This is a genomic window from Microvirga sp. BF8, assembly GCF_059888585.1.
On the sequence record NZ_CM187619.1, the window covers coordinates 4,450,584 to 4,474,216 of the forward strand.

The window sequence follows — 23,633 nt, forward strand, 5'->3', positions numbered from 1 at the left end:
CCGTTCGCGACACTGCGATAGACCGTCGCCGGAGGGCGGGCCGGGATGAATCCCGGTCCGCGATGCGCCTTATGCAAGCCTCCGAACGTCCCCGGGGCCAAGCTCCCGGAGGGCCTGCGCGACGGACCGGCCGTGAACGACGAGGTCGGGGGCGATGTCGACGAGGGGGACGAGCACGAAGCGCCGTTCCAGCATGTAAGGGTGCGGCAAGACGAGGTCCGGCATGTTCACCGTCAGGTCGTCGTAGGTGAGCAGATCGATGTCGAGGGTGCGAGGGCCCCACTTGGTGTCGCGGACGCGGCCGAGATCCCGCTCGATCCGCAGGCAGAGCGCCAGCAGAGCGCGTGGCGCGAGCGCGGTTTCGACGAGCACGCAGGCATTGACGAACCAATCCTGCGCCACCGGGCCCCAGGGCTCGGTGCGATAATCGGCGGATCGCGCCAGTACAGTCGCGCCACCCGCGTCGAGGGCCGCGATCGCCGCAGCGATGTTGGCGCGCTTGTCCCCGAGATTGCTCCCCAGGCTCAACGCGGCCCTAGCCATGCCGGGAGCGCCTGATCTCGATGGCGACGCTGTCGAGGATGAGGGGAATGGGCGCCTCCGGCTTTTCGACGCGGACCGTCACCCCGGTGATCCGCGGGAAGGCCTCCAGCACATCCGCCGCGATGGCTTCCGCGAGACCCTCGATGAGGTGGAAACGTCGCGTCACGGACAGCTCGTGAACGCGCTTGGCGAGAGTCGCATAGCAGACAGAGAGGCCATAATCGTCGGCCTGCCCTGCGGGCCTGAGATCGAGATCGCAGGTCAGGGTCACATAGAAGCGCTGCCCGAGCTGCGCCTCCTCCTGATGGAGGCCGTGATAGGCATAGATCGCGAGGCGCGAGAGAATGATGCTGTCGCTCATGTCCTGATCCGTATCAATGCGTCGGCGACCCGACAGGCTTCCAGATGGGCCCTCACGTCATGGACCCGGACGAGATCCGCGCCGCGGCAGATGGTTGCGACATGCGCCCCGATCGACCCGAACAGCCGTTCGCGCGGCGGCACGCCGGTATCGTAGAAGCGGCCGAGAACCGATTTCCGCGACGCTCCCACCAGCAGCGGAAAGCCGAGAGCCTTCAGTTCCGGCAGGCGACGCAGGGCGTCGAGATTCTGGTCTCCCGTCTTGCCGAAGCCGATGCCGGGATCGAGGACGATGCGGCTGTCGGGAATGCCGGCCTGTCTCGCCAGGGCGAGGGAGCGCTCGAAGAAGCGCAGGGCATCCGCGACGATGTCGAGATGGGGATCGATCTCGTGCCGGTTGTGCATCAGCACGGCGGCGGCGTCATGGTCCGCAACCACGGCCGCCATGTCGGGATCGCGCTGGAAGCCCCAGATGTCGTTGACGATCCGCGCCCCTGCCGAGAGGGCGCTGCGGGCGGTCGGCGCGCGATAGGTATCGATGGAGATCGGCACCGTCAGGCGGGAGGCGAGCGCGCGGATGATGGGGATCACCCGTCTCTGCTCTTCCTCGGGCTCGATCGGCGTGTAGCCGGGACGCGTCGACTCGCCGCCGATATCGACGATATCGGCGCCTTCCTGCGCGAGGGTCAGGGCGTGGGCGAGTGCGCGGGCGGGATCGTCGAAATCGCCCCCATCGGAAAATGAATCCGGCGTGACGTTGAGGATGCCCATGATCAGGGTGCGGGAGCCGAGATCGGGGAGAAGGCGGTGCATGGCAATATCAGTCCAGGGTCGGGCCGCCCGGTTCTTCCGCCGATTTGGGCCGAAAGTCGAGAGCGGAACGCTCTGCGCACCGGGACCCCCAGGACCCGTGTTGCGGGAAAAGACTCAGGCTTGTCATTCCGCCATCCGGGCTTTAAGCCGCCGGTTCAGGTTTCTCCCCGTCATTGCCGGACCTCATCCGGCTATCCACGCCATTCCGGGACGCCCGGTTCGAGGACGTGGATCCCCGGAACAAAAGCTTCGGATGACACCGAACAGGATGGTCTCATGCGTGCCCTTCAGCTCTTCGGCGACCGCGATCTCCGCATCACCGAGATGGATGCTCCCCCGCCTCCCGGGCCGGGCGAAGTCCAGGTGCGCGTGAAGGCGCTGGCACTGAACTACCTCGATGTCTGGGGCTTCCGCGGCATGGCCTTCGCCAAGCGCAAGATGCCCCAGGTCGTCGGCGTGGAGGCTTCGGGCGAGATCGCGGCGGTCGGCGAGGGCGTAACCCGGTTCAAGGCCGGCGATCCGGTCACCATGTACGGGGCCGAGACCTGTGGCCATTGCAAGGCCTGCCGGGAGGGCCGTGACAATCTCTGCGAGAACGTCGCGGGCATCATGGGCTTCCACATCGACGGCTTCGCCCGCGAACTGGTCAACCGCCCGGAGCGGCTGGTCATCCCGGTGCCGCAGGGCGTGTCCTTCGAAGACGCTGCCTGTGCGCCGATCGGCTTCGGCACCGTCCAGCACATGCTGTTCGACAACGCCAAGCTGGAGCCGGGAGAATCCATCCTCGTTCATGCCGGCGGCTCGGGCATCGGCACGGCGGCGATCAAGATGGCGAAGGCCATCGGCTGCACGGTCTACACCACCGTGGGCGACGACGAGAAGGGCGCGAAGGCAAAGGCTCTCGGCGCCGATCATGTCATCAACTACCGCACCGAGCGCTTCGAGGGCGAGGTGCGCCGCCTGACCAAGCGGAAAGGCGTCGACGTGGTGTTCGAGCATGTGGGCGCGGATACCTGGAACGGATCCCTGCTCTGCCTCAAACGCGGCGGCCGCCTGGTCACCTGCGGCTCGACGAGCGGCGTCTCGACCACCATGAACCTGATGCAGCTGTTCCAGCAGCAATACCGGATCTTCGGCTCCTTCGGCTGCACGATGCGCAATATCCGCGAATCGCTCGCCAAGATGGCCGGCGGCATGACCCCGGTGATCGATTCGGTGTTTCCGCTCGACGACTTCCAGAAGGGCCTCGAGCGCCTGGAAAGCCGCAAGGTGTTCGGCAAGGTGGTCGTGACGTTCTGAGAACTGTGTTCTTCGGGCCCATCCGCGGGCCGCGCCGGAAGGACAACGGTGGCAGTGGGTGAACCGCTACGCCCCGTGGAGAACGCGCTCGATCACCTCCGCCGTCTCGGCGGCCCTGACGTCCCAGGAATGCTCGGCGGCGATCAGCCGGGCGCCGGCCTCGCCCATGGCCCGAGCCTCGGCCGGGTTTCCGGCGAGACGGGCCACGGCGCGGGCGAGGGCCTCCGGGTTACCAGAGGGAATGACGAGGCCGCAGCCTCCGCCACGGACGATATCCGCCATGCCCTTGAAGTCGCTGACGACGACGGGCCGGCCGCAGGCCAGCATCTCGAAGAGTTTCAAGGGCGTGATGCCGTGAGCGGTAATGCCGCTCGGATCGACGCTCGGCACCAGGGCCGCCACCGCGCCGCGGATCAGGGCCGGCAGATCCCGCTGCGGCACTCGGTCCAGCCAGGTGACGGGGCCCGAGGCTCCTTCAAGGGCCTCCCGCAGGCTTTCGTCGACGATGGGGCCGGCCATGAGCAGATCGACGCCCTCGGGCCAGGCGGGGGAGCGGGCAGCCTGCAGCATCACCTCCACCCCGTGCCAGCGGGTCATGCCGCCGAAGAAGAGCGCGTAGGGGCGCTCCCGCTCGGCGCGCGGGCCGCCCGGGCTGAAGACCTTGGTATTGGCCCCGTTGCCCACGTGGAAGGCGCGGGCATGGCCTGCTTCCGCCGAACCCCAGGTCACGAGCTCGGGCGTCACGCCGATGAGCGCGCTCGCCCACCGGTATTGCAGGCGCTGGAGGGCGGAGAGAATGCCCCTCAGGCGCCTGAAGCGCGGATGGGTGACGAATGCCTCCGCATAGACCCCGTTGATCTCCTGGATCGTCGGCCTGCCGAGGAGCTTCGCCGCCAGCGCGATGGGGAAGGCGGCAAAGTGCGAGCGGAAATAGATCAGATCGGTCCGGGGCAGTTTCGCGAGCGCTGACAGGGTGATGCGGACGTAGCGGCCCAGTTGCCCCAGGAGGCCGCCGCGCGAGGCACCGTGCTCCGCCACCAGGGTCACGGGATAGTGGCGCTCCCTCAGCCCGTCGCAGATCTCGAGCACATGGGTCGCCGCGGCGCTGCCGGGGACGATGCGCTCACAGCAGATGTAAAGGATGCGGGGGGAGGCGGTGGAGGTCAGGTCGGGGCTCGCCGGTTCGGGGTCAGCGGCCTTGTACAAAGCCGCCGCCGCAACGTCGAGTGTGTCGCCGGGATTACTGGACATCCTTGCCCGTGCGGTCTATCGGCGCGGTTCAGGGATTTTCATCGCTCATGCGCATCGCCGTCCTCGACTTCCACTCCCTCGCCAACGATTCACGCGTGCTGCGGACCGCCGAGACCCTGCATCGGGCCGGCCACGAGGTGCTGCTCGTCGGCTATGGGCCGGCGCCGCAGAACGTGCCCTACCGCGTCGCCCTTCTGCCCGACCTGCCCCCGCCCTTCGTCATCCGCGCAGGGATCCTGCTGCGGCAGGCGCCCGCCAACCTGCTGCCGGCCTCGTCGCATTTCTTCTACTGGCTCCACGAGGGACGCCGCCGCGCCCGCGCGATCCTGCGCGGCTTCCGGCCGGAGGCGGTCCATGCCAACGATTGGACCACCCTGCCGCTCGCCCTCGACGCGAAGGCCCGTTTCGGCGCCCGCATCGTCTATGACAGTCACGAGATGGCGATCGCGGAATACGAGCACAGCCTGAAATGGCGGCTCGCGGCCCTGTCCCATGTCCGGACCATCGAGGGCCGCGGCATCCGCGCCGCGGATGCGGTCATCACCGTCAGCCCTGGCATTGCCGAGGCTCTGGCAGAGGCCTATCCGGGCCTGGCCCGGCCTTCCGTGATCCGCAACGTGCCCGACGCGACCCTGGCGCCGTTCCGCCCCGTGGGCGCGACCGTCGAGGTGCTGTTCCACGGCCTCCTGCGCAGCAACCGCGGCCTCGAGGCCATCATCGATTCCCTGCCCGATTGGCGCGAGGAGTTTCGCCTGACGCTGCGCGGACCGGCGGCACCGGCCTACCTGGCAGCCCTCAGGGCCAGGGCGGAGGCGAGGGGCGTCGCCGCGAGGATCCGGTTCGAGCCCGCCGTCGCGCCGCAGGAGGTGGTGTCCCGGGCATCGGAAGCGGATCTGGGCCTGTGCATCCTTCCGGATTCGAGCCGGCACAACCGTTTCGCCCTGCCCAACAAGCTCTTCGAATACCTCGCGGCAGGCCTTGCGGTCGTGACCTCGCCACTGCCGGACATGGCGGACATCCTGACCCGCTTCGAATGCGGGACCCTCGCCGCAGACGATCCGGCGGCCATCACGAAAACCGTCAACGGGCTCGACCGCACCACCCTCGACCGCATGAAAAGGCGGGCCCTCGTGGCCGCGGCCGAGCTGAGCTGGGACCGGGAGCGGGAGACCCTGATCGGCCTCTACGACCAATTACCGCGCGCCGTCAGGTCTTGACGAAGCCCGGCAGGCGCGGAAAGACGCGGTCGCCCTTTTCCCATGACGGCATTTGAGGAGACTCCGTGGTTCATCGTTCCCAACGCCCCCGCAGCCTGGTCTCGCGCCTGACCGAAACGGTCATGGTCGGCTTGGTCAGGGGCGTCTTCGCCCTGTCGCGGGTCCTCGGCCCCGAGCGCTCCGGCGCCGTGGGGGCGGCCTTGGCGCGCAGCATCGGGCCTCTGCTCCCAGCCCACAAGACCGCGCTCGCCAATATCCGGGCGGTCTTTCCGGGAAAGCCGGAGCGGGAGGTGCGGGCGCTGGCCCGGGCGGCCTGGGACAATCTCGGGCGCACGGGGGGCGAGTATCCCCATCTCGGCACCCTGTTCGACTTCGATCCCGACCGGACCGAGTCCGGCCGCACGGAGGTGGACGGGATCGAGCATTTCCTCAGCCTCCGGGACGACGGCAGGCCCGGCATCATCTTCTCCGCCCATCTCGCCAATTGGGAATTGCCGGCGATCTGCGCCGCCCGGTTCGGGCTGGACGCGACGGCGGTGTTCCGCGCCCCCAACGATCCGGCCATCGCCCGGGTCCTGCACGAGATCCGCTCCGAGACGATGGGCGGACTCGAGGCGGCGCGCCAGGGCGCGGCCTTCGCCATGCAGGGCGCCCTGGAGAAGGGCGGCCATCTCGGCATGCTCATCGATCAGCATTTCACCCGCGGCGTGATCGTGAATTTCCTTGGCCGGCCCGCTCTCGTGAACCCGATCCTCGGCAAGTTCGCCCGCCGTTTCGACTGCCCGGTCCACGGGGTGCGGGTGGTTCGTCTTCCCAATCATCGCTTCCGGCTCCAGCTTACGCCGGCCCTCGACCTGCCCCGGGATCCGGACGGCCAGGTCAACGTCCAGGGCGCCATGCAGGCCATGACCTCGGTCGTCGAGGGCTGGGTGCGGGAACATCCCGAGCAATGGCTTTGGATGCACCGCCGCTGGCGCGTCCCTGTGGGTGCTCAAGCTAACGTGAGTTCCCCTCGTGGGGAGATTCGTGTTCCATGAGGCCATCATGGTCCCATGTCTGAAATCGTTCCGTGCGAAGGCGACCCTCGTGATTCTGGGGCTCGCCGCCCCGATTCAGCCCGTCCTCGCCGATCCGCCGCGCGCCGTCGTCGAACTCTTCACCAGCCAGGGCTGCTCCTCCTGTCCGCCCGCGGATGCGCTCCTCGCCGGGCTGGCGCGCCAGCCCGATATCGTCGCTCTGTCGTTCCCCGTGGATTACTGGGATTATCTCGGCTGGAAGGACACGCTGGCGCAGCCCCTCTTCACGGCGCGGCAGAAGGCCTATGCGGAATCCCGCAGCGACCGGCAGGTCTATACGCCGCAGATCATCGTCAACGGCATGAAACCCTGCATCGGCTCCGATCGGGCGAAGATTGAGAAATCGATCCAGGCCACCGCCGAGGGGCGAACGGCCCTGCCCGTGGAAGTCGGGATCGCCGAGAAGGACGGGATCGTCACGATCACCGTGGAAGAGACCCCGCACACCCGGCAGAAGCACGGGGATGTCTGGGTCCTTCCCGTCATCCGGGAGCAGACGGTGCCCATCGGCCGCGGCGAGAACCGCGGCAAGACGGTCACCTATGCCAATGTGGTGCGCGGCATGACCCATGTGGGCGAATGGCAGGGAGGGTCGGCCCGATTCCGGCTTCCCGTCGCCTCGGCCCGGGGCGACGCCGATGGCTATGTGGTGCTTCTGCAATCCGGCGAGGGCGCGAAGCCCGGTCCGATCCTCGGCGCCGCGAAGGGCGGCGGGCTCTGACGGGTGCTTCCGTCAGAGCAGGATGACCTTGTTCGGCAGTTCGTCGATGTCGTCGAAGCGCGGTGGGGCATGCTCGGCGAGAATGGCGCCGGTGCTGCGGATGGCGGCGATGAGCCCATCCGTGATGCGGCCCTGCCGGATCTCCTCGACCAGCCTGGCGATGATGTCGCTCCAGACGTCCGGCGCCGTCCGGTCCGCAATGCCCGTATCGGCGAGGATCTCCGCATAATGCTCGGCCAGGGCAATGTAGATCAGGACACCGGTTCGCTCCTGGGTGCGCGTCAGGCCGCGGCTCAGGAATTCGCGCCGTGCCCCTTCGCGCGCCCGCGCCCGCTTGATGAAGCGCGGCACCAGGGCATGGCGACGTGACGGCCAGGACAGGAACAGGCTCAGGACAACCGCGACGAGAAGCTGGATCAGAAAGATCCGCGACGGGCCGAGGGTGGTGATCCAGATCAGCGGCCAGGGCGTGACCAGGGCCGCGAGGAGGGCCCAGAGCACGGGGATCGAGCGGTAGCTGCTCGCCTGTTCGGCGATCACGACCACGATCTCCCCCGTCGTGAGATCCTCGACTTCGCGGACGGCGTTGACGAGGCGCGCATGGTCTTCGGGCGAAATCATCTACCAGCTCCCTGACGCGCCGCCGCCCCCGGAAGAGCCGCCTCCGCCGGAGAATCCTCCACCGCCCGAACCTCCGGACCATCCGCCTCCGGAGCCGCCGGACCAACCTCCACCGGTGGGAATGATCCAGGGCCCGCTCCGACCGCTGCGGCGCAGGGGGCGCCCCCGTGCGTCCCGGATGATGCTGGAGACGACGATGAAGAGGATGACCATGACGAAGAGCGCCAGGAACGGGTCGATGGATCCGCTGTCGTCCTCGCGCACCTGCGCGCGGCGCTGCCATTCCTCTGCGTCGCCGGTGAGGATCGACAGCATGGCGTCGATTCCGGCACCGATTCCGCCGCCGAAGTTGCCCTTCTGAAACTGCGGCGCGATGGCGGTGGTGATGATGACCTTCGACAGGGCGTCGGTGAGCGCGCCCTCCAGCCCGTAGCCGACCTCGATGCGCACCTTGCGCTCCTTCGGCGCGACGAGCAGCAGGGCACCGTTGTTCTTGTCCTTCTGGCCCAGGTTCCACTGGCGGAAGAGGCGGTTGGCGTAATCCTCCACCGCGTATCCCTCGAGGGAGGGAACGGTGGCCACTACCACCTGGTCCGAAGTCTTGTCCTCATGGGCCTTGAGCTTGGCCTCGAGGGCGGCCTTCTCGTTCGGCTTTAGAAGGTTCGCCGCGTCGACGACGCGGCCGGTCAGGGGCGGGAAGGATTGGGCGAGCGCGGGCGCTCCGAGAAGAAGCGCAACACAGATGACGAGCGCCGCGCAGACGCTCTCCCAGGACGGGAGGGCAAGCGTGAGGAGAGAGAGTTTCCCCGAAAGGGCATGACCCCTCACCCGCACCTGCAGGCCGGCCTCTCCCATAGGGAGGGGTAGGCTATCGCGCTTGTCCGCCATGAATTTCCGTCATGGATGCTAGAACTTCACCGTGGGCGGGCGGTCGGAGTTCGGCGTGGCGGTGAAGGTCTCCATCGGCTTGGCATCCGGATAGAGAACGGCCGCGATCCAGCGGCCCGGGATGGTCCGCAGCTCGGTGTTGAAGGCCCTCACCGCCTCGATATAGTCCCGCCGCGCCACCGCGATCCGGTTTTCCGTGCCCTCGAGCTGGGATTGCAGGGCCAGGAAATTGGCGTTGGACTTGAGTTCGGGATAGCGCTCGACGGTCACGAGAAGACGCCCGAGAGCGCCGGAAAGCTGGTTCTGCGCCTCCTGGAACTGGCGGAACTTCTCCGGGTCCGTCACCGTCGAGGCATCGACCTTGACCTGGGCGGCCCTGGCGCGGGCTTCCGTGACCTGGGTGAGGACCTCGCGCTCCTGATTGGCGAAGCCTTTGACCGTCTCGACCAGGTTGGGAATCAGGTCCGCACGGCGCTGATACTGGTTCTGGACCTCGCTCCAGGCGGACTTGGCCTGCTCCTCGAGGGTCGGCACATTGTTGATGCCGCAGGCGGACAGCCCGAAGGCCATTGCCATCACGGCCAAGGCAGCGCGCATTCGCGCCGACAACAGCAAACCCATCATCTGTGTCACTTTCGAATCAGTCACGCTTCCAACGGCTTCACAAATGGAGCAAGGAGGCCCGTTCAACAAGCGGCTTCCCTATGGCCCGCAGGGCGGGTTTGCGGCATAATCCCCCGCAATTTCCGAACCGAAGCGATCCGATGACCTTTCTGCCCGACCTGAGCACGCTGCTCACCTATTCGCTTGCCTGCACGGTGCTGTTCATCACGCCGGGGCCGGACATGAGCCTGTTCCTGGCGAAGACCATGGCCGGTGGCCGCAAGGCGGGCATGGCCGCCATGCTCGGCGCCATGACCGGAAGCTGCTTCCACACCCTGCTCGCGGCGCTCGGCTTGTCGGCTCTCCTGGCTGCCTCGGTCACCGCCTTCACCGTGCTCAAGATCGTCGGGGCGCTCTACCTGCTGTGGCTGGCCTTCGACGCGGTCCGCCATGGCTCGGCCCTGCATGTGAGGGACGAGGCAAAGGCCGAGGTCTCGTTCTGGAAGACCTTTCTCGTCGGCATCGGGATCAACCTCACGAATCCCAAGGTCGTGCTCTTCTTTGTGACCTTCCTGCCGCAATTCGTCCAGGCCAGCGACCCGCATGCGTCGGAGAAGCTGCTGTTCCTGGGCCTGTACTTCGTCGCCCTGACGGCTCCGATGGCCGCGGCGATGATCATGGGCGCCGACAGGATCCTGGCGCTGCTGCGCGGTCGTCCGAAGCTGATGCGCGGCATCGACTATTCCTTCGCCGGTCTTTTCGGGGCCTTCGCGGTCAAGATCCTGACGGCGTCGGCACGGTGAGGCTTGCGCCCTGTGGCGCCGCGGGCGAAACCGCCCCGAAGGGCCATGCGAAGCGGGAAAACCCGTAAGCGCCAGCGGTCGGGCACCGCATGGCGGTCCCGGAAAGACCGGTGAGCCGTTCGCCGGAGCAAGGGACGGTCAGGACGCTGTCTCGCGAGGGAGTGGCGGATGGCTCGCCGCGCCACCCGCGTCGCGACCCGCGATCGCCCAATAGATCAGCCCGGCCACCGCGCCGGTGAGGCCGAGCACGGCGCTTACATGCAGTTCCGCCGGCGTTGCGACCCGGGCGCTGCCGCGCAGGATCCACGGCGTCGCCGCCGTCAGCGCGCCCATGGCGGCCATGTACCAGACGACGCTCCGGGCGCGGACGACCTCGCTCACCACCGCGACGAGAAGCGGCGGGAAGACGAGGAGCACGAAGGCGACGCGCCCGACGGCGAGGGCGGTCTCGGCGATCATCGGACCGGGATCGTCGGCTGAGAAGACCTCGTCCACGAAGACCCAGAAGCCGACGAGCAGCGTATCGCCGGTGAGGCTCCCCATGACCGGGTCCACGAGTGCCGCCATGAACAGGAAGAGGCTGCTCGCGCCGATGGCGATGAGCAGGGCGAGGGGGATGAGCAGGAGCCAGCGGAGCATGATCGCCTATGTCGGGTGGGATCTACGGAAAGTCCATGGCGGACAGGCCTGCCAGGATCCTACTCCCCGTCTCCCAGCGCGTAGACGCCTTCGGCCCCGATGCCCTGTTCGGCCATCATGCGGGCGCGGGCGCGCAGTTTTTCCGTCTCGCTCTTGAGCTGTCCGCAGGCGGCGAGGATGTCGCGGCCGCGAGGGGTGCGCACCGGCGAGGCGTAGCCGGCGCGGTAGACGATCTCGGAGAAGCGCTCGATCCGCTCCCAGTCCGAGCACTCGTATTTCGAGCCGGGCCATGGATTGAACGGGATCAAATTGATCTTCGCCGGAATGCCCTTGAGCAGACGTACCAGTTCGCGGGCATCCGCGTCGGAATCGTTCACGCCTTTCAGCATCACATATTCGAAGGTGATGCGGCGCGCATTCGAGAGGCCGGGATAGGCGCGGCAGGCATCGAGAAGCTGCTCGATGTCGTATTTGCGGTTGATCGGCACCAGCACGTCGCGCAGGTCGTCGCGCACCGCATGGAGCGAGATGGCAAGCATGGTGTTCGCCTCCGCGCCGAGGCGCCCCATCTGCGGCACGACGCCGGAGGTGGACACCGTGATGCGGCGGCGGGAGAGACCGAGACCCTCGTTGTCCGACAGGACGCCGATGGCCGCGATCACGTTGTCGGTGTTGTAGAGCGGCTCGCCCATGCCCATGAAAACGATATTCGACACGAAGCGCCCGCCGTCGGTCGGCACGAAAGCGCCTTCCGGCGGAGTCCCGTCCGGCCAGTCGCCGATGCAGTCGCGGGCGACGATGAGCTGGGCGACGATCTCCGCGGACGTCAGGTTGCGCACGAGGCGCTGGGTGCCCGTGTGGCAGAACGAGCAGGTCAGGGTGCAGCCGACCTGGCTCGACACGCAGAGGGTGCCGCGGTCGGTCTCGGGAATGTAGACGCACTCGATCTCGGCACCCTTGTCGAAGGGGCCGGTCGAAGGCATGCGGATGAGCCATTTGCGGGTGCCGTCCTTCGACACCTGCTCGGAGACCACCTGCGGGCGTTCCAGCGAATAGGCGCCTTTCAGCGCCGCCCGCAGGCCCTTGCCCACATTGGTCATCTCGTCGAAATCCCTGGCGCCACGGAAATAGATCCAGTGCCAGAGCTGGGCGACGCGCATCTTGTGCTCGCGCTCGGGCACGCCGATCTGCGCCAGCTTGTCCTTCAACTCGTCGCGAGTGAGGCCCACGAGGGAGGACTGGCCGGCGGCCTCGACCGTGAACTCGGCCTTCTTCTCGATGGAAAGGGCCTCCTTGCCGGCAGCGCGCGCGGCATCGCTCACGGGCATGGGGGCCGCGTTGGGGTTATGCTTGGCGATGTCGAGCGCCGTCGCCATGGGAAATCACGCCTTCGGTTGTGGGGACGAGGGCCGCTTATAACACGATTGCGTCGGAAACGTGAGGGGGCCTGACGATTTCGTGTCCGGGCTCCAAAAACCGTCTCCTACTGGGCGCATTCCTTGCGGGCGCGCTCGAGAGCCTGGCCGAAGCCGGTCAGGGAATACCGGTCGGTCAACTGGTTGCCGCGGGCCGATTGCGCCTTCACGATCACACTTCCCGACTTGCCCATGGTACCGATGGCCTGGCCCTCCTCGGCCGGGTTCTTCAGCCAGGCATTGGTATCCTTGGTGAGAAGTGCATAGGACGCCTTCCCGATCAGCGCCTCCGCCGGTCCATTCTCCTTGGCCGCAAAGCCAAGGACCACCGCCACCTCGTTCTTCACGTTCTCGGCGGGACGGAACGAGACGAAGAGATAGGCGGGATCGCGGTTGAGGTTCTTCGGCTGGCGATCCTTCGGCTGGCTGAGTGCGTAGCAGATCTCCGAGCGGCCCGCCTTGGCGGTGTAGACGCCCCAGTCGCCGTAAGAGGCAAGCAGGGTGGCTCCGCCCGGTCCCGTAGCGGCCTGGCTGCCCTTGGCAGCCGCCGCGCCGGCGCCCGCTGCCGCCGCCGCAGCTGCGGGCTTGCCCGCCGGGGTCTTGGCAGGGGCCTTTGCGGCAGGCTTGGCAGCCGGCTTCGCCGCAGGCTTGGCCTGCGCGGCAGGAGCCGGTTTCTTGCTGGAATTGGGCTGAGCCAGGGCTCCGGGCCCGATTCCGATGGCGAAAACGGCGGATATGACGCCCGCGGCCAGGCCGCGCTGAAGAGATGCGAGAATCATGAGGTGAACTTTAGGGCGAGATGGTTAAGAACTTTTCACCATCCCCGTTAAGGTCGATGCCGTCCTAAAGCGATGCGTCGAAACGCGGCGGCTGACTGTCCGCCGTCGAAATCTCGAGGGCCTCCCGCGCCTTCGCCCGGTGCGCATCGGTGATCGAGCCCGCCACCTGGGTGATCGCCGCAGCCAGCACGGCTGCGTCGTCGGCGAAGCCGATCAGGGGCAGGAAGTCGGAAACGGCGTCGGTCGGCAGCACGAAATAGGCGATGGCCGCCATGAGAATCAGCTTGACCCGCTTTGGCGTGGCAGGATCGGTGGCGCAATAGAACGCGGCCACGAGATCCTCGGCGAAGGGGATCTTTCCGCCCACGCGGCGCAGCTTGGCCCAGAATTTCCGGGCCGTTCCGGCATCGCCGCCGGTCTCCCGGCGGATCGCGTCCATCTCGGCCTTGGTGAATGGCCGTGTGAACTCGCTCATACCTCTACGCTCCTTCGGTGCCTCTCGTTTCAACCGCGCGAATCTTGGCTTATGACGATGCCGCGACACAGGAGAAAACGCATGAAGCTCGACAAAATGATGGCAGCCGTCGTCACGGGGGGCGCCTCGGGCCTCGGGGGCGCCACGGCCCGGATGCTGGCGGCCGAGGGAGTCAAAGTGGCGATCTTCGACCGGGATGTCGAGCGCGGCGAACGGCACGCAAAGGAGATCGGCGGCCTGTTCTGCGAGGCGGACGTGACCGACGAGGCTTCCATCGATTCGGCTCTGGCCAAGGCACGCGCCGCGAACGGCGTCGAACGCATCCTCGTCAATTGCGCCGGCATCGCGCCGGGCAAGCGCACCGTGACGAAGAAGCGCGAGACGGGCGAGCTCATCCCGCATGACGTTGCGAGCTTTCGCCGCGCCATCGAGATCAACCTCATCGGCACCTATGCCATGATCGCCAAATGCGCCGCCGCCATGGCCGGGCTCGATCCCGTGACCGAGGACGGCGGGCGCGGCGTCATCGTCAACACCGCCTCGGTCGCAGCGCAGGACGGTCAGATCGGCCAGGCGGCCTATTCCGCATCGAAAGGCGGCGTTCTCGGCCTCACGCTGCCCGTGGCGCGGGACCTTTCTGGCTTCGGCATCCGCGTGATGACGATCATGCCGGGGCTGTTCCATACCCCGCTCTTCGAGGGCATCGCCGAGGATTACCGCAAGGCGCTGGAGGCCAACGTGCCGTTCCCCTCCCGTCTCGGCCGGCCCGAGGAATACGCGACGCTCGTTCGCTGCATCCTCGAGAACGACATGCTCAACGGCGAAGCCATCCGCCTCGACGGGGCTTTGCGCATGCAGCCGAAATAGGGCGCCGCGTCAGACGAGGGCGAAAAACCGGGCGGTGTCGGGATCGAGGGGGATTCCGTTCCGCTCGCGTTGCTCCATGACCTTCCACTCACGATCGCCGGGCGCGAGGGTCGGCGCTCCGTCCTTTCCGGGCGAGCGCCGCAGGCCGGCCAGGTACTGCGCCATCAGGGTATCGTAGGCCTGCCGTCCGACGAAGCGCTCCGGATCGACGGCGAGGCAGAAATGGCCGATGTCGTGGAGCTTATGATCCCCCTCCTCGGGATTCATCGGTGGAACGAGATGGTCGGGCGTCGCGCCGGTGAGGATGGCCGACAGAATCGTCACGAGGCCGGCAAGGCCCGCTCCCTTGAAACCGAAATCCCGGCCCCCGAGCGGCATCAGCATTTCGGCACGATGGGGATCGCGGGTCGGCTCGCCCGTGAGATCCGCGGCGATGTCGGCGGGCAGTTCCCGCTGCAGCGACCGGAAGAGCAGGACGCGGTTGAAAGGGATTGCGGAGGTCGCCATGTCGAGGAGCCACGGCTGCGAACCGGCCACCGGCGCGGCGGCAGCGATGGGGTTGGTGCCGTGAAACCGGGTCGTGCCGCCATGCGGCGACACGATCGCTTCGGAATTCGTGGTCGAAATTGCGACGAAGCCGTTCTCGGCTCCGGCGAGCGCGTAGGCGCCAGCCGCCCCGTAATGGGTCGAATGGGCGATGCCGACGGCCCCGATGCCGCTGTCTTTCGCCATGCGGCACGCCTCTTCCATGCCGGCATAGGCGGCGGCGTGGCCGAGGCCGTGATCCGCATCGAGCATGGCCGTGGCGGCCGCCGTCCGCCGGATCCTGAATGTTGGACGGCCGTTGACCTGCCCGCTCCTCAGGGCATCGGCATAGAACGCGGTCAGCCTCACTCCGTGACTGTCGACCCCCAGGCGCGAGGCATGCATCATGGCACGCGTGGCGGCCTCCGCTGAGGGCTCGTCGGCCCCTGCATCGCGCAGGGCCGCGAACGTGCGCTTTTCAAGGATCGCTGCCGGAAACCGCAGATCCTCGCTCCGATGGTTCGCTGCATCCTGCACGATTCGCCTCCGTCGTCCGGCCCCTGCTTTCCCAGGACGCAGGCAGAATGGCAAGCCGCTCAGTTCTTCAGAAGGCCGGACGCGAACAGGTCCATGCGCTGCGCCAGTTCGATGTCGCGGCGGGTAAGGCCCCGGGCATCGTGAGTCGCCAGGGTCACGTCGACCTTGTTGTAGACGTTGGACCATTCGGGATGGTGATTCATCTTCTCCGCCGCCAGGGCGGTGCGGGTCATCCAGGCGAAAGCGGCGGCAAAATCGTCGAAGACGAAGTGCTTGTGGATCGCGTCCCGTCCCTCGACGAGGGTCCAGCCGTCGAGGGCGGGCAGGAGTTCGGCGCGTTCGATGTCGGACAGAGGTTTCATGGCTTTGGCTTCATCCGGGGAGGGCGGGTCTGTCGGTATTGATGAAGCACGTCCCCCGGGTTTCAAGTCCCGGCGGGCCCAAATACCCCGTCGTTCCAGCCGGGCTCACGCCACGCCGAGCACCCGGATCAGGGCGAGGCTGATGGCGAGGAGGACGACGAGCGACAGGCTCACCGCAAGCGTCACGCGTCCGCCGACGCGGCCGAGCACGCGCAGGTCGACGCCGAGACCCAGCGCCGCCATGGATATGATGGTGAGCGCCGTCGCCGAGGGAAGAACGCCGCGCAGCACGGCATCCGGAATGGCGCCGGCCGAGCGCAGGGCCGCGAGGGCCAGGAAGCCGAGGATGAACCACGGCACGAGGCGCTTGAAAGACAGGGTTGCGGTTCCGGATCCCGTGCGTCCCGCGACAACGGAGAGGAGGATGACCACGGGCCCGAGCATGAGCACCCGCACCAGCTTCACGAGGGTGCCGAGCTGGGTGCTTACCATCCCGACCGGCATCGTCGCGGCCAGAACCTGCGGCACCGCATAGACCGTCAGGCCGGCGAGGATGCCGTACTGTGTCTCGGACAGGTCGAGCAGCGGCACGAGAAGGGGCAGGGACAGGACGACGATCACGCCGAGGATCGCCGTGAAGGCGATGGAGGAGGCCACATCCTCGCTCTTCGCGTCGATCACGGGGGCCACCGCTGCGATGGCGGAATTTCCGCAGATGGAATTGCCGCACGCAACCAGAACTCCCATCCGCCACGGCAGGCGCAGGAGGCGGCACAGCCCGAAGCTTGCGCCGATGGCCGCGAACACCACCACGGCGATGCCGAGGATGAGGCCCGAACCGGCCTGCGCCACCGCCTGGAAACTGATCGAGGCACCGAGCAGCATCACGGCGATTTCCAGAAGCATCTTGCCGCTGAAGGCGATGCCGGGGAGAAACCGGCTGCCGGGGGTCCACGCCGTCCGGACAGCCGTGCCGAGAAGAATGGCGATGACGAGCGCCTCCAGATACGGGCGGCCGGTCCAGTGCTCCTCCGCGACCTGGAGCCCGAAGGCGATGAGCGAAATCGCCGTGCACAGCACGATTCCGGGCGCCAATCGCGCGATGGTTTTGCCGTTCATCCGTTTCCGCTCGTCGTCCGCTCGGCCCTGAGGTTGCCCGCTGCGAAGCCGCTAGTCCCAAGAGCGGCCGGATGCAAGCCTCAATCCAAAGAGGCTGTCTGCGGTCAGTCCATCGTGCGGACCCGGAGTCCGCCTGACCGATAGGGTATCCTAGCGAATGAAACCGTCGTCGATCACGCGCCAGTCGCAGCTGATGGCGAGGGAATTGCGGTCGATCACCAGGTAGCAGCCGCCGCCGGAATGGGACGGACGGCTGCCCTGGCCGATGGCGACCTTCTGGAGGTGGTCCGTCAACAGGCTGCCGACGCCGCCATGGGAGACGATGACGATGTCGCCGGAGGTCTCGTCCGCCGCGACGCGCCGGACCGCTTCCACGATGCGTGACTGGGCGTCCACGGCCCGTTCCCATCCGCGAATGCTCTCGTGGGGCCGCCCGAAGAACTCCGCCACGACCTCCCAGAACTCTGGCGGCGCGATGTAGCCGGTCGCCGAGCGGTCATTCTCGCCCAGATCCGGATCGACGACGACGGGCAGGCCGAGCCTCTCCGCCGCGATTTCGGCCCCGTCCCGGGCCTTTCTCTCGGCACTGGCATAGACAGCCGTGACCGCGCCGTTCGCGAGAGTCTCCGCGAAGCGTTCCATGCGGCTGCGCCCGACCTCGTTCAGGGGCCAGTCGGGAACCGGAACCTGCGGATCGATGACCACTTCGGGATGCGTGACGAAAATGAGCGATGGCATGGGCCGAGACATAGCCGACCTTGGCCATTCCGTCGACGGCACATCCGGCTATGGCACCTCGGGTGCCTTGAGCCTAGCCGAGCGGATAAGCGGCCTCGACCACGTATGGCCCGCCGCCGACCGAATCCCGTGACGAGAACAGCACGAAGCGCGGCGCGGTGAAGGTCAGTTTCGGAAAGGGAGCCCGCGCCGCGAAATAATTCGCGACGTCCAAGGGAGAAACGTCGCGCAGGCGTGCCAGGGTCACGTGCGGGGTGAATTTGCGCCGCTCGGGCGGCAGACCGATCCGTCGCACGAGACGCTCCTGTTCCGACTGAAGCTCGTTCATGTCCCGCGATGCGGACGCGCGGGCGAAGACCGTGCGCGGCCGGCCGCCACCGAAGGTGTCGAGGCCGTCGATGGTGACCGTCAGGGGCTCGCGTCGCCGTCCTTCGCCGAGAATCGAAAGGACGTCCTGCGCCGTCCGTTCGTCGATGTCGCCGATGAAGCGCAGGGTGATGTGGTAGTTTTCGGGATCGAGCCAGCGCGCCCCGGGCAGGCCGCCGCGATAGGACGAAAGGGCCTGGCTGATCTCGGCGGGAATCTCGATGCCGGTGAAGAGGCGGGGCATGGCGACCTCCCGAACTGGCGGAGTGGTGCGGGGATTGTGAGCGCCGAGCCCTTGCCCCGGCGAGGTTCAGAATCAGACGATCGGCAGCCCGGTTGGTTCCGGGCGGGTTCTCCCTGTCCTGGTAGGGAAGCCGCCGCCGTCATTCCGGGGCTGCCCCGGAATGACGGCCTTTGCGCCTATGGGCACGGATTGCAGTGTTCGAGATGGATGGCGTCGATGCGCTGTTCCAGTTCCGGCGTGATGGTCACATCGATGGCGGCGATATCCGTCTTCAACTGCTCCATCGAGGTCGCGCCGATGATGTTCGCGGCGACGAAGGGGCGCGAGTTGACGAAGGCGATGGCCATCTGCGCCGGATCGAGGCCGAACTCCTTGGCGAGCGCGAGATATTTGCGGATCGCCGGATCCGCGCCCGGTGTCTGATAGCGCTGGCCGCGATCGAAGAGGGTCGTGCGCGCTCCCGCCGGGCGCGCACCGTCGAGGTACTTGCCGGTCAGGTAGCCCTGAGCCAGGGGCGAATAGGCGAGAAGGCTCACCTGCTCGCGCAGGCTCACCTCGGCGAGCGCCACCTCATAGGTGCGGTTGAGGAGGTTGTAGGCGTTCTGGACCGATTGCGCCCGCGGCAGGGACGGATCCGCCTCCGCCGCCTTGAGAAAGCTCATGGTGCCCCAGGCGCTCTCGTTGGACAGGCCGAGGTGGCGGATTTTTCCGGCTTTCACGAGGTCGCCCATGATCGCGACCGTCTCTTCGATCGCGTGCGACTCGCCTTCCTGGTGGCGATAGATGGTCGGATTCGAGCCCCATGGCATCGGGCGATCCGGGAAATGGATCTGGTAGAGGTCGATATAGTCGGTCCCGAGCCGCTTCAGGCTCTTGTTCACCGCCTCCTCGATCTGCGACCGGGAGAGCTCGGTCGGGGAGCCATCGTCCCGGAACCATGTATTCCCCGAGCGTCCGACCACTTTCGAGGCGAGGATGATCTTGTCGCGCTTGCCGCGCGCCTTGAACCAGGAGCCGATGATGCGCTCGGTCGAGCCCTGCGTCTCCGGGCGCGGCGGGATCGAATAGAGCTCCGCGGTGTCGAAGAAGTTGATGCCCTGGTCGACGGCGTAGTCCATCTGGGCGTGGCCTTCGGCCTCGGTGTTCTGCTGGCCCCAGGTCATGGTGCCGAGGCAGATGAGGCTGACATTGAGATCCGTTTGGCCGAGTCGGCGGTATTGCATAGGCAGGACTCCTCGCGGCAGGGGCTGCCGCGTTCAGGCGGGTACAGGGCGCCGACGAAAATCAGCGCTGGGACAGGGTGGTGAGAAATTTCTCCACGGTGGGCAGGATGCGCCCGACGATGATCTCGATCCCCTTGGCCGTGGGGTGAAGGCCGTCTTGGAGATTGAGGCCGCTGTCGCCGGCGACTCCGTCCAGAAAGAAGGGGTAGAGCACAAGCCCGTGCCTTTCGGCAATGTCCCGATAGAGGGAATCGAACTTCCGGGCGTAGTCCGGCCCCAGATTGCGGGAGGCGACCATGCCCGCCAGCATGACCGGGATGTTGCGTTCCTTGAGCCGCTCGACGATGGTCTCGAGGGCCTGCCGCGGAATGGCCGGATCGAGGCCGCGCAGCATGTCGTTGGCGCCGAGTTCGAGGATGACCCCGTCCGTACCGTCCGGAACGGACCAGTCGAGCCGGTCGAGCCCGCCGGAGGCGGTGTCGCCCGACACTCCGGCATTGGCGATCCGCACATCGTAGCCCTTGGCTTTCAGGGCCCGCTCCAGCGCTGCCGGAAAGGCTGCGCCCTGAGGGAGGCCATAACCGGCAGTAAGGCTGTCGCCCAGGGCGACGAGCCGAACCGGCTTGCCCTTCTCCCCGCTCTGGGTTTGCGCGGCGGCGGGCAGGATGAGGCCGAGTGCGGCAGCACACGCAAAAATGATCGCCACAAGCGGGCCGGATTGGCGCTTCATCGACAGGCTTCCCATATGGTTCGGACTGAATCAGCTTGCGCCCGGACGAAAACGGTCCAGGCGCGTCGGACGGTTTTCCGAAAGATCGGGTGAATGGGGATGCAGGACAAGGCCATCGGGCTGCACGATGTGGATTTGAGCCTGGGGCGCGGCGCCGCGCGGGTGCATATCCTCAAGGGCGTCACCCTCGATATCGACCGCGGCGAGGCGGTGGGCCTGGTTGGGCCATCCGGTTCCGGAAAATCCACCCTGCTCATGACCATGGCCGGCCTCGAACAGCCCGATTCCGGCAGGATCCTCGTGGAGGGGACCGATCTTGCCGCCCTCGACGAGGATGCGCTCGCCCGCTTCCGGGGCCGGCGGATCGGCATCGTCTTCCAGTCCTTCCATCTCATTCCGACCATGACGGCCCTTGAGAACGTGGCGCTGCCCCTGGAACTGGCCGGGGAGAAGGACGCCTTCGAGCGGGCGGAGGCCGAGCTGCGGGCGGTCGGCCTTGGTCATCGGCTCCAGCATTATCCGGCCCAGCTCTCGGGCGGCGAGCAGCAGCGGGTGGCGATCGCCCGCGCCATCGTGCCGAACCCGGCCATCCTCGTCGCCGACGAGCCGACCGGAAACCTCGACGAGGCGACCGGCAGGTCGATCATCGACCTGCTCTTCGCCCTCAAGAACGATAGAGGCGCCACCCTCGTCCTCGTGACCCACGACCTCAACCTCGCCCGCCTCTGCGACCGCACGGTGCGGCTGCGCTCCGGCCGCATCGAAACCGATGCGGCGACGGCAGCTCTCTGAGGCCCGCCTTCCCATGCACGGCACCCTTTCCTCCCCATCCAAGAGACAGCCGCAGCGGGCCTCGTTCCCGCCCCTCATCCTTCGCCTCGCCATGCGGGAATTGCGCGCGGGCCTGCGGGGCTTCGGCATCTTTCTCGCCTGCATCGCGCTCGGTGTCGCGGCGATTGCCGGCGTTTCCTCCCTGTCGCATTCCCTTACGGAGGGCATCTCGAAGGAGGGGCGCCGGATTCTGGGCGGCGACATGGCCTTCTCGCTGCTTCAGCGGGAGGCAAACGCTCCTGAGCACGCCTATCTCGCCTCGAAGGGCGATGTCGCCGTCATTGCCTCGATGCGCGCCATGGCGATTGCCGGCGAGAAGGGCACCGCGCTCGTCGAACTGAAGGCGGTGGACGATGCCTATCCCGCGGTGGGGATCCTCGAAACGGACCCGCCGATGGTGCCGATAGATCTCTTCGCCAACCGGGACGGCGCCTATGGTGCGGCGGCCGATCCTGCCCTCCTGGCGCGGCTCGATCTCAAAGTCGGAGACCGGATCCGGGTCGGCGATGCCGCCATCGACCTTCGCGCCGGCCTTGTCTCCGAGCCCGACAAGATCGCCAGCGGCATCGGTTTCGGGCCGCGGCTCCTGGTCTCGCAGGAAGCCCTGAGGGCAACGGGGCTCGTCCAGCCCGGGAGCCTCGTGCGCTGGACCTACCGTGTCATCGTCCCGCCCGCGCTCTCGACGGACGACGGCCTTGCCGCCATCGAGGCGGACGCCAACCGCGCCCTTCCCGAGGCAGGCTGGAATGTCCGCACGCGGGTGAACGCCGATCCGCGCTTCGCGCGCAATATCGAGCGCTTCACCCAGTTCCTGACGCTCGTCGGCCTGACCGCCCTCCTGGTCGGCGGGGTCGGCGTCGCGAATGCGGTGCGCGGCTTCGTCGACCGGAAGCGCGCCTCCATCGCGACCCTGAAAAGCCTCGGCGCGCCGGGCGGGCAAGTGGTGGCACTCTATCTCACGCAGGTGTTGCTGATTGCCGTCCTGGGAGTCGCCATCGGCCTTGCCATCGGCGGGGCGCTGCCCTTTGTCGTCTCCGGCCTGTTCGGACACGTGCTGCCGATCCCGATCGAGCCGACGCTTGCCTGGCGCGAGCTCGGCATCGCTCTGCTCTACGGCCTTCTCACCGCCCTCGTCTTCGCGCTCCTGCCGCTGGGACGGGCGCACGACATTCCCGTCTCCGGCCTGTTCCGGGACCAGATCGAGCCGGAGCGGCGCTGGCCCCGCCGCCGCTATCTCCTGGCCCTGGGCCTGTCCGTCGCGGTCCTCGTCGGTCTCGCGGTGACCGCAGCCTATGATCGGCGCATCGCGCTGATGTTCGTGGGGGCGGCCGCTGCGTCCTTCGTGCTGCTGCGCCTCGTCGCGCTCGGCATCATGGCCCTGGCCGGCCGACTGCCGCGCCCGCGCCGCACGGCACCGCGCCTCGCGCTCGCCAACATCCACCGGCCGGGCGCGCTGACGCCCTCGCTCGTCCTGTCGCTCGGGCTCGGCATTACCCTGCTGGTGACCCTCGCCCTGATCGATTCCAACCTGACCCGCCAGCTCAGGCAGACGCTGCCTGAACATGCGCCGAGTTTCTTCTTCCTCGATATTCCGAATGCCCAGGCGGATGCTTTCGAGAGCTTCATCAGGCAGCAGGCGCCGGAGGCGATGATGGAGCGCGTGCCGATGATGCGTGGCCGGCTCGTGACCCTGCGCGGCGTGCCCGTTTCCGAGATCAAGGCGAATGAGGACGTGTCCTGGGTGCTCGACGGCGACCGCGGCATCACCTACGCGATGGCGCCTCCCGAAGGTTCGCGGTTGGTCGCGGGTTCCTGGTGGCCGGAGGATTACCGGGGCAAGCCCCTCGTCTCCTTCGACGCCAAGATCGCCGAAGGCCTCGGGCTGAAACTCGGCGACGAGGTCACGGTCAACGTCCTCGGGCGCAACATCACCGCTACGATCGCCAATCTGCGGCAGGTGGAATGGCGCTCGCTCGGCATCAACTTCGTGATGGTCTTTTCCCCCAACACCTTCGCCGGAGCCCCGCACACGCATCTGGCCACGGTCACGTTCGCCAACGGCTCCGATGCGGCGACCGACGCCCGCCTCCTGCGCAGCGCCGCGCTGGGATACCCGATGGTGACGAGCGTGCGCGTCAAGGATGCGCTCGAGGCCGTGAACGACGTGGTCTCGCAGCTCGTCACGGCGATCCGGGGCGCAAGCTCCATTGCCCTCCTGGCGAGCCTCCTGGTGCTCGCCGGCGCCCTCGCGGCCGGTCACCGGGCGCGGCTCTACGACGCCGTCGTCCTCAAAACCCTGGGCGCCACCCGCGACCGCCTTGTCCTCGCCTACGGGCTGGAATACGGCCTGCTCGGCCTCGCGACGGCGGTCTTCGGCCTCCTCGCCGGAACCCTGGCCGCCTCGCTGATCATCACGCATGTGATGAACTTGAGTTTTGCTCTCGATCTTTCGGGCGCTCTTCTTGCATCGGCTCTCGCCGTCCTCGTGAGTGTATGTCTTGGGCTGGCGGGGACCTGGCGAATCCTGAGTCAAAAGCCTGCCCAATACTTGAGAGATCTTTAAGCGCCTGCACCGGTAAAAGGGAACG

The 23,633-nt window shown here is 67.3% G+C and carries 26 protein-coding genes; 8 read left to right on the plus strand and 18 right to left on the minus strand.

Features of this window, described 5'->3' with window-relative positions; all coding sequences use genetic code 11:
* Positions 1–69: 69 nt before the first annotated feature.
* From folK to folP, 3 genes are read right to left on the minus strand one after another with little or no spacing between them, the layout of a single operon-like run.
* Entirely contained in the window at positions 70–543 is a 474-nt protein-coding gene (folK, locus tag AC522E_RS21030; RefSeq protein ID WP_500748169.1) for a 2-amino-4-hydroxy-6-hydroxymethyldihydropteridine diphosphokinase, read from the minus strand.
* Entirely contained in the window at positions 536–904 is a 369-nt protein-coding gene (gene folB / locus AC522E_RS21035) for a dihydroneopterin aldolase (protein WP_500748170.1), read from the minus strand. Before folB ends, folK begins: the two co-directional genes overlap by 8 nt.
* Positions 901–1,716, minus strand: coding sequence for a dihydropteroate synthase (gene folP, locus AC522E_RS21040; protein WP_500748171.1), 816 nt, complete (start codon positions 1,714–1,716; stop codon positions 901–903). The genes folB and folP overlap by 4 nt, the downstream gene beginning before the upstream one ends.
* Before the next feature lie 276 nt (positions 1,717–1,992).
* On the opposite strand from folP, the gene AC522E_RS21045 reads away from it, so the two are divergent.
* A complete protein-coding gene (locus AC522E_RS21045; protein ID WP_500748172.1) occupies positions 1,993–3,015 on the plus strand; it encodes a zinc-binding dehydrogenase in 1,023 nt (340 codons plus the stop codon).
* A gap of 66 nt (positions 3,016–3,081) precedes the next feature.
* Here AC522E_RS21045 and AC522E_RS21050 read toward each other — a convergent pair whose 3' ends face one another.
* The gene (locus tag AC522E_RS21050) at positions 3,082–4,266 is read right to left on the minus strand and encodes a glycosyltransferase family 4 protein (protein WP_500748173.1); all 1,185 of its coding nucleotides are present in this window, start codon (positions 4,264–4,266) and stop codon (positions 3,082–3,084) included.
* 47 nt (positions 4,267–4,313) lie between these two features.
* Between AC522E_RS21050 and AC522E_RS21055 the strand changes: the two genes are divergently transcribed.
* The 3 genes from AC522E_RS21055 to AC522E_RS21065 all read left to right on the plus strand — a co-directional run bounded on the left by AC522E_RS21055 (position 4,314) and on the right by AC522E_RS21065 (position 7,280).
* Positions 4,314–5,483: a glycosyltransferase gene (locus AC522E_RS21055; protein ID WP_500748174.1), complete on the plus strand. Its 1,170-nt coding sequence runs from the start codon at positions 4,314–4,316 to the stop codon at positions 5,481–5,483.
* A 65-nt stretch (positions 5,484–5,548) separates the two neighbouring features.
* Positions 5,549–6,520, plus strand: a complete 972-nt coding sequence (locus AC522E_RS21060; RefSeq protein ID WP_500748175.1) for a lipid A biosynthesis lauroyl acyltransferase — start codon at positions 5,549–5,551, stop codon at positions 6,518–6,520.
* 7 nt (positions 6,521–6,527) lie between these two features.
* The gene (locus AC522E_RS21065) at positions 6,528–7,280 is read left to right on the plus strand and encodes a DUF1223 domain-containing protein (protein ID WP_500748176.1); all 753 of its coding nucleotides are present in this window, start codon (positions 6,528–6,530) and stop codon (positions 7,278–7,280) included.
* Positions 7,281–7,292: 12 nt separating this feature from the next.
* On the opposite strand, the gene AC522E_RS21070 is transcribed toward AC522E_RS21065, so the two are convergent.
* From AC522E_RS21070 to AC522E_RS21080, 3 genes are read right to left on the minus strand one after another with little or no spacing between them, the layout of a single operon-like run.
* Positions 7,293–7,901: a TPM domain-containing protein gene (locus tag AC522E_RS21070; protein WP_500748177.1), complete on the minus strand. Its 609-nt coding sequence runs from the start codon at positions 7,899–7,901 to the stop codon at positions 7,293–7,295.
* Positions 7,902–8,789 carry a TPM domain-containing protein gene (locus tag AC522E_RS21075; RefSeq protein ID WP_500748178.1) on the minus strand — a complete coding sequence of 296 codons (888 nt, stop codon included), beginning with the start codon at positions 8,787–8,789 and terminating at the stop codon, positions 7,902–7,904.
* Positions 8,790–8,807: 18 nt separating this feature from the next.
* The gene (locus AC522E_RS21080; protein ID WP_500750794.1) at positions 8,808–9,410 is read right to left on the minus strand and encodes a LemA family protein; all 603 of its coding nucleotides are present in this window, start codon (positions 9,408–9,410) and stop codon (positions 8,808–8,810) included.
* Between the two features lie 143 nt (positions 9,411–9,553).
* On the opposite strand from AC522E_RS21080, the gene AC522E_RS21085 reads away from it, so the two are divergent.
* Positions 9,554–10,195, plus strand: coding sequence for a LysE family translocator (locus tag AC522E_RS21085; protein WP_500748179.1), 642 nt, complete (start codon positions 9,554–9,556; stop codon positions 10,193–10,195).
* 138 nt (positions 10,196–10,333) lie between these two features.
* Here AC522E_RS21085 and AC522E_RS21090 read toward each other — a convergent pair whose 3' ends face one another.
* The 4 genes from AC522E_RS21090 to AC522E_RS21105 all read right to left on the minus strand — a co-directional run bounded on the left by AC522E_RS21090 (position 10,334) and on the right by AC522E_RS21105 (position 13,503).
* Entirely contained in the window at positions 10,334–10,834 is a 501-nt protein-coding gene (locus AC522E_RS21090; RefSeq protein ID WP_500748180.1) for a hypothetical protein, read from the minus strand.
* Between the two features lie 59 nt (positions 10,835–10,893).
* Entirely contained in the window at positions 10,894–12,162 is a 1,269-nt protein-coding gene (gene rlmN, locus AC522E_RS21095; RefSeq protein WP_500750795.1) for a dual-specificity RNA methyltransferase RlmN, read from the minus strand.
* A gap of 155 nt (positions 12,163–12,317) precedes the next feature.
* On the minus strand, positions 12,318–13,028 hold the full coding sequence (locus AC522E_RS21100) for an invasion associated locus B family protein (protein WP_500748181.1): 711 nt from the start codon (positions 13,026–13,028) through the stop codon (positions 12,318–12,320).
* 64 nt (positions 13,029–13,092) lie between these two features.
* Positions 13,093–13,503 (minus strand): YkvA family protein, encoded by a 411-nt coding sequence (locus AC522E_RS21105; protein ID WP_500748182.1) that lies wholly within the window; start codon positions 13,501–13,503, stop codon positions 13,093–13,095.
* A gap of 81 nt (positions 13,504–13,584) precedes the next feature.
* Between AC522E_RS21105 and AC522E_RS21110 the strand changes: the two genes are divergently transcribed.
* Positions 13,585–14,370 (plus strand): SDR family NAD(P)-dependent oxidoreductase, encoded by a 786-nt coding sequence (locus tag AC522E_RS21110; RefSeq protein WP_500748183.1) that lies wholly within the window; start codon positions 13,585–13,587, stop codon positions 14,368–14,370.
* Between the two features lie 9 nt (positions 14,371–14,379).
* On the opposite strand, the gene AC522E_RS21115 is transcribed toward AC522E_RS21110, so the two are convergent.
* From AC522E_RS21115 to AC522E_RS21145, 7 genes are all read right to left on the minus strand, one after another.
* Positions 14,380–15,432, minus strand: a complete 1,053-nt coding sequence (locus AC522E_RS21115; RefSeq protein WP_500748184.1) for an Ldh family oxidoreductase — start codon at positions 15,430–15,432, stop codon at positions 14,380–14,382.
* 59 nt (positions 15,433–15,491) lie between these two features.
* Complete coding sequence (locus tag AC522E_RS21120) at positions 15,492–15,794, minus strand: 4a-hydroxytetrahydrobiopterin dehydratase (protein WP_500748185.1); 303 nt, start codon at positions 15,792–15,794, stop codon at positions 15,492–15,494.
* Positions 15,795–15,899: 105 nt separating this feature from the next.
* Positions 15,900–16,913, minus strand: coding sequence for a YeiH family protein (locus tag AC522E_RS21125; RefSeq protein WP_500748186.1), 1,014 nt, complete (start codon positions 16,911–16,913; stop codon positions 15,900–15,902).
* A gap of 150 nt (positions 16,914–17,063) precedes the next feature.
* Positions 17,064–17,651, minus strand: a complete 588-nt coding sequence (locus tag AC522E_RS21130; RefSeq protein WP_500748187.1) for a histidine phosphatase family protein — start codon at positions 17,649–17,651, stop codon at positions 17,064–17,066.
* Positions 17,652–17,724: 73 nt separating this feature from the next.
* Complete coding sequence (thpR, locus tag AC522E_RS21135) at positions 17,725–18,261, minus strand: RNA 2',3'-cyclic phosphodiesterase (RefSeq protein WP_500748188.1); 537 nt, start codon at positions 18,259–18,261, stop codon at positions 17,725–17,727.
* A gap of 176 nt (positions 18,262–18,437) precedes the next feature.
* Positions 18,438–19,484, minus strand: coding sequence for an aldo/keto reductase (locus AC522E_RS21140; protein ID WP_500748189.1), 1,047 nt, complete (start codon positions 19,482–19,484; stop codon positions 18,438–18,440).
* A 61-nt stretch (positions 19,485–19,545) separates the two neighbouring features.
* A complete protein-coding gene (locus AC522E_RS21145; RefSeq protein WP_500748190.1) occupies positions 19,546–20,214 on the minus strand; it encodes an arylesterase in 669 nt (222 codons plus the stop codon).
* Between the two features lie 99 nt (positions 20,215–20,313).
* On the opposite strand from AC522E_RS21145, the gene AC522E_RS21150 reads away from it, so the two are divergent.
* Together AC522E_RS21150 and AC522E_RS21155 are read left to right on the plus strand one after the other, a co-directional pair.
* Entirely contained in the window at positions 20,314–21,006 is a 693-nt protein-coding gene (locus AC522E_RS21150; RefSeq protein ID WP_500748191.1) for an ABC transporter ATP-binding protein, read from the plus strand.
* A gap of 13 nt (positions 21,007–21,019) precedes the next feature.
* Entirely contained in the window at positions 21,020–23,608 is a 2,589-nt protein-coding gene (locus tag AC522E_RS21155) for an ABC transporter permease (RefSeq protein WP_500748192.1), read from the plus strand.
* Positions 23,609–23,633 lie beyond the last annotated feature (25 nt).

Excerpts from the sequence above, each read along its gene's own strand:
- AC522E_RS21100 (WP_500748181.1), bottom strand. The coding sequence starts at position 13,028 with ATGATTCTCGCATCTCTTCAGCGCGGCCTGGCCGCGGGCGTCATATCC.
- AC522E_RS21120 (WP_500748185.1), bottom strand. The coding sequence starts at position 15,794 with ATGAAACCTCTGTCCGACATCGAACGCGCCGAACTCCTGCCCGCCCTC.
- AC522E_RS21125 (WP_500748186.1), bottom strand. The coding sequence starts at position 16,913 with ATGAACGGCAAAACCATCGCGCGATTGGCGCCCGGAATCGTGCTGTGC.
- AC522E_RS21110 (WP_500748183.1), top strand. The coding sequence starts at position 13,585 with ATGAAGCTCGACAAAATGATGGCAGCCGTCGTCACGGGGGGCGCCTCG.
- AC522E_RS21140 (WP_500748189.1), bottom strand. The coding sequence starts at position 19,484 with ATGCAATACCGCCGACTCGGCCAAACGGATCTCAATGTCAGCCTCATC.
- AC522E_RS21150 (WP_500748191.1), top strand. The coding sequence starts at position 20,314 with ATGCAGGACAAGGCCATCGGGCTGCACGATGTGGATTTGAGCCTGGGG.
- AC522E_RS21090 (WP_500748180.1), bottom strand. The coding sequence starts at position 10,834 with ATGCTCCGCTGGCTCCTGCTCATCCCCCTCGCCCTGCTCATCGCCATC.
- AC522E_RS21080 (WP_500750794.1), bottom strand. The coding sequence starts at position 9,410 with ATGGGTTTGCTGTTGTCGGCGCGAATGCGCGCTGCCTTGGCCGTGATG.
- AC522E_RS21045 (WP_500748172.1), top strand. The coding sequence starts at position 1,993 with ATGCGTGCCCTTCAGCTCTTCGGCGACCGCGATCTCCGCATCACCGAG.
- folB (WP_500748170.1), bottom strand. The coding sequence starts at position 904 with ATGAGCGACAGCATCATTCTCTCGCGCCTCGCGATCTATGCCTATCAC.
- AC522E_RS21050 (WP_500748173.1), bottom strand. The coding sequence starts at position 4,266 with ATGTCCAGTAATCCCGGCGACACACTCGACGTTGCGGCGGCGGCTTTG.
- folK (WP_500748169.1), bottom strand. The coding sequence starts at position 543 with ATGGCTAGGGCCGCGTTGAGCCTGGGGAGCAATCTCGGGGACAAGCGC.
- AC522E_RS21145 (WP_500748190.1), bottom strand. The coding sequence starts at position 20,214 with ATGAAGCGCCAATCCGGCCCGCTTGTGGCGATCATTTTTGCGTGTGCT.
- AC522E_RS21075 (WP_500748178.1), bottom strand. The coding sequence starts at position 8,789 with ATGGCGGACAAGCGCGATAGCCTACCCCTCCCTATGGGAGAGGCCGGC.
- folP (WP_500748171.1), bottom strand. The coding sequence starts at position 1,716 with ATGCACCGCCTTCTCCCCGATCTCGGCTCCCGCACCCTGATCATGGGC.
- AC522E_RS21065 (WP_500748176.1), top strand. The coding sequence starts at position 6,528 with ATGGTCCCATGTCTGAAATCGTTCCGTGCGAAGGCGACCCTCGTGATT.
- AC522E_RS21155 (WP_500748192.1), top strand. The coding sequence starts at position 21,020 with ATGCACGGCACCCTTTCCTCCCCATCCAAGAGACAGCCGCAGCGGGCC.
- AC522E_RS21085 (WP_500748179.1), top strand. The coding sequence starts at position 9,554 with ATGACCTTTCTGCCCGACCTGAGCACGCTGCTCACCTATTCGCTTGCC.
- AC522E_RS21070 (WP_500748177.1), bottom strand. The coding sequence starts at position 7,901 with ATGATTTCGCCCGAAGACCATGCGCGCCTCGTCAACGCCGTCCGCGAA.
- AC522E_RS21130 (WP_500748187.1), bottom strand. The coding sequence starts at position 17,651 with ATGCCATCGCTCATTTTCGTCACGCATCCCGAAGTGGTCATCGATCCG.
- thpR (WP_500748188.1), bottom strand. The coding sequence starts at position 18,261 with ATGCCCCGCCTCTTCACCGGCATCGAGATTCCCGCCGAGATCAGCCAG.
- AC522E_RS21105 (WP_500748182.1), bottom strand. The coding sequence starts at position 13,503 with ATGAGCGAGTTCACACGGCCATTCACCAAGGCCGAGATGGACGCGATC.
- AC522E_RS21055 (WP_500748174.1), top strand. The coding sequence starts at position 4,314 with ATGCGCATCGCCGTCCTCGACTTCCACTCCCTCGCCAACGATTCACGC.
- rlmN (WP_500750795.1), bottom strand. The coding sequence starts at position 12,162 with ATGCCCGTGAGCGATGCCGCGCGCGCTGCCGGCAAGGAGGCCCTTTCC.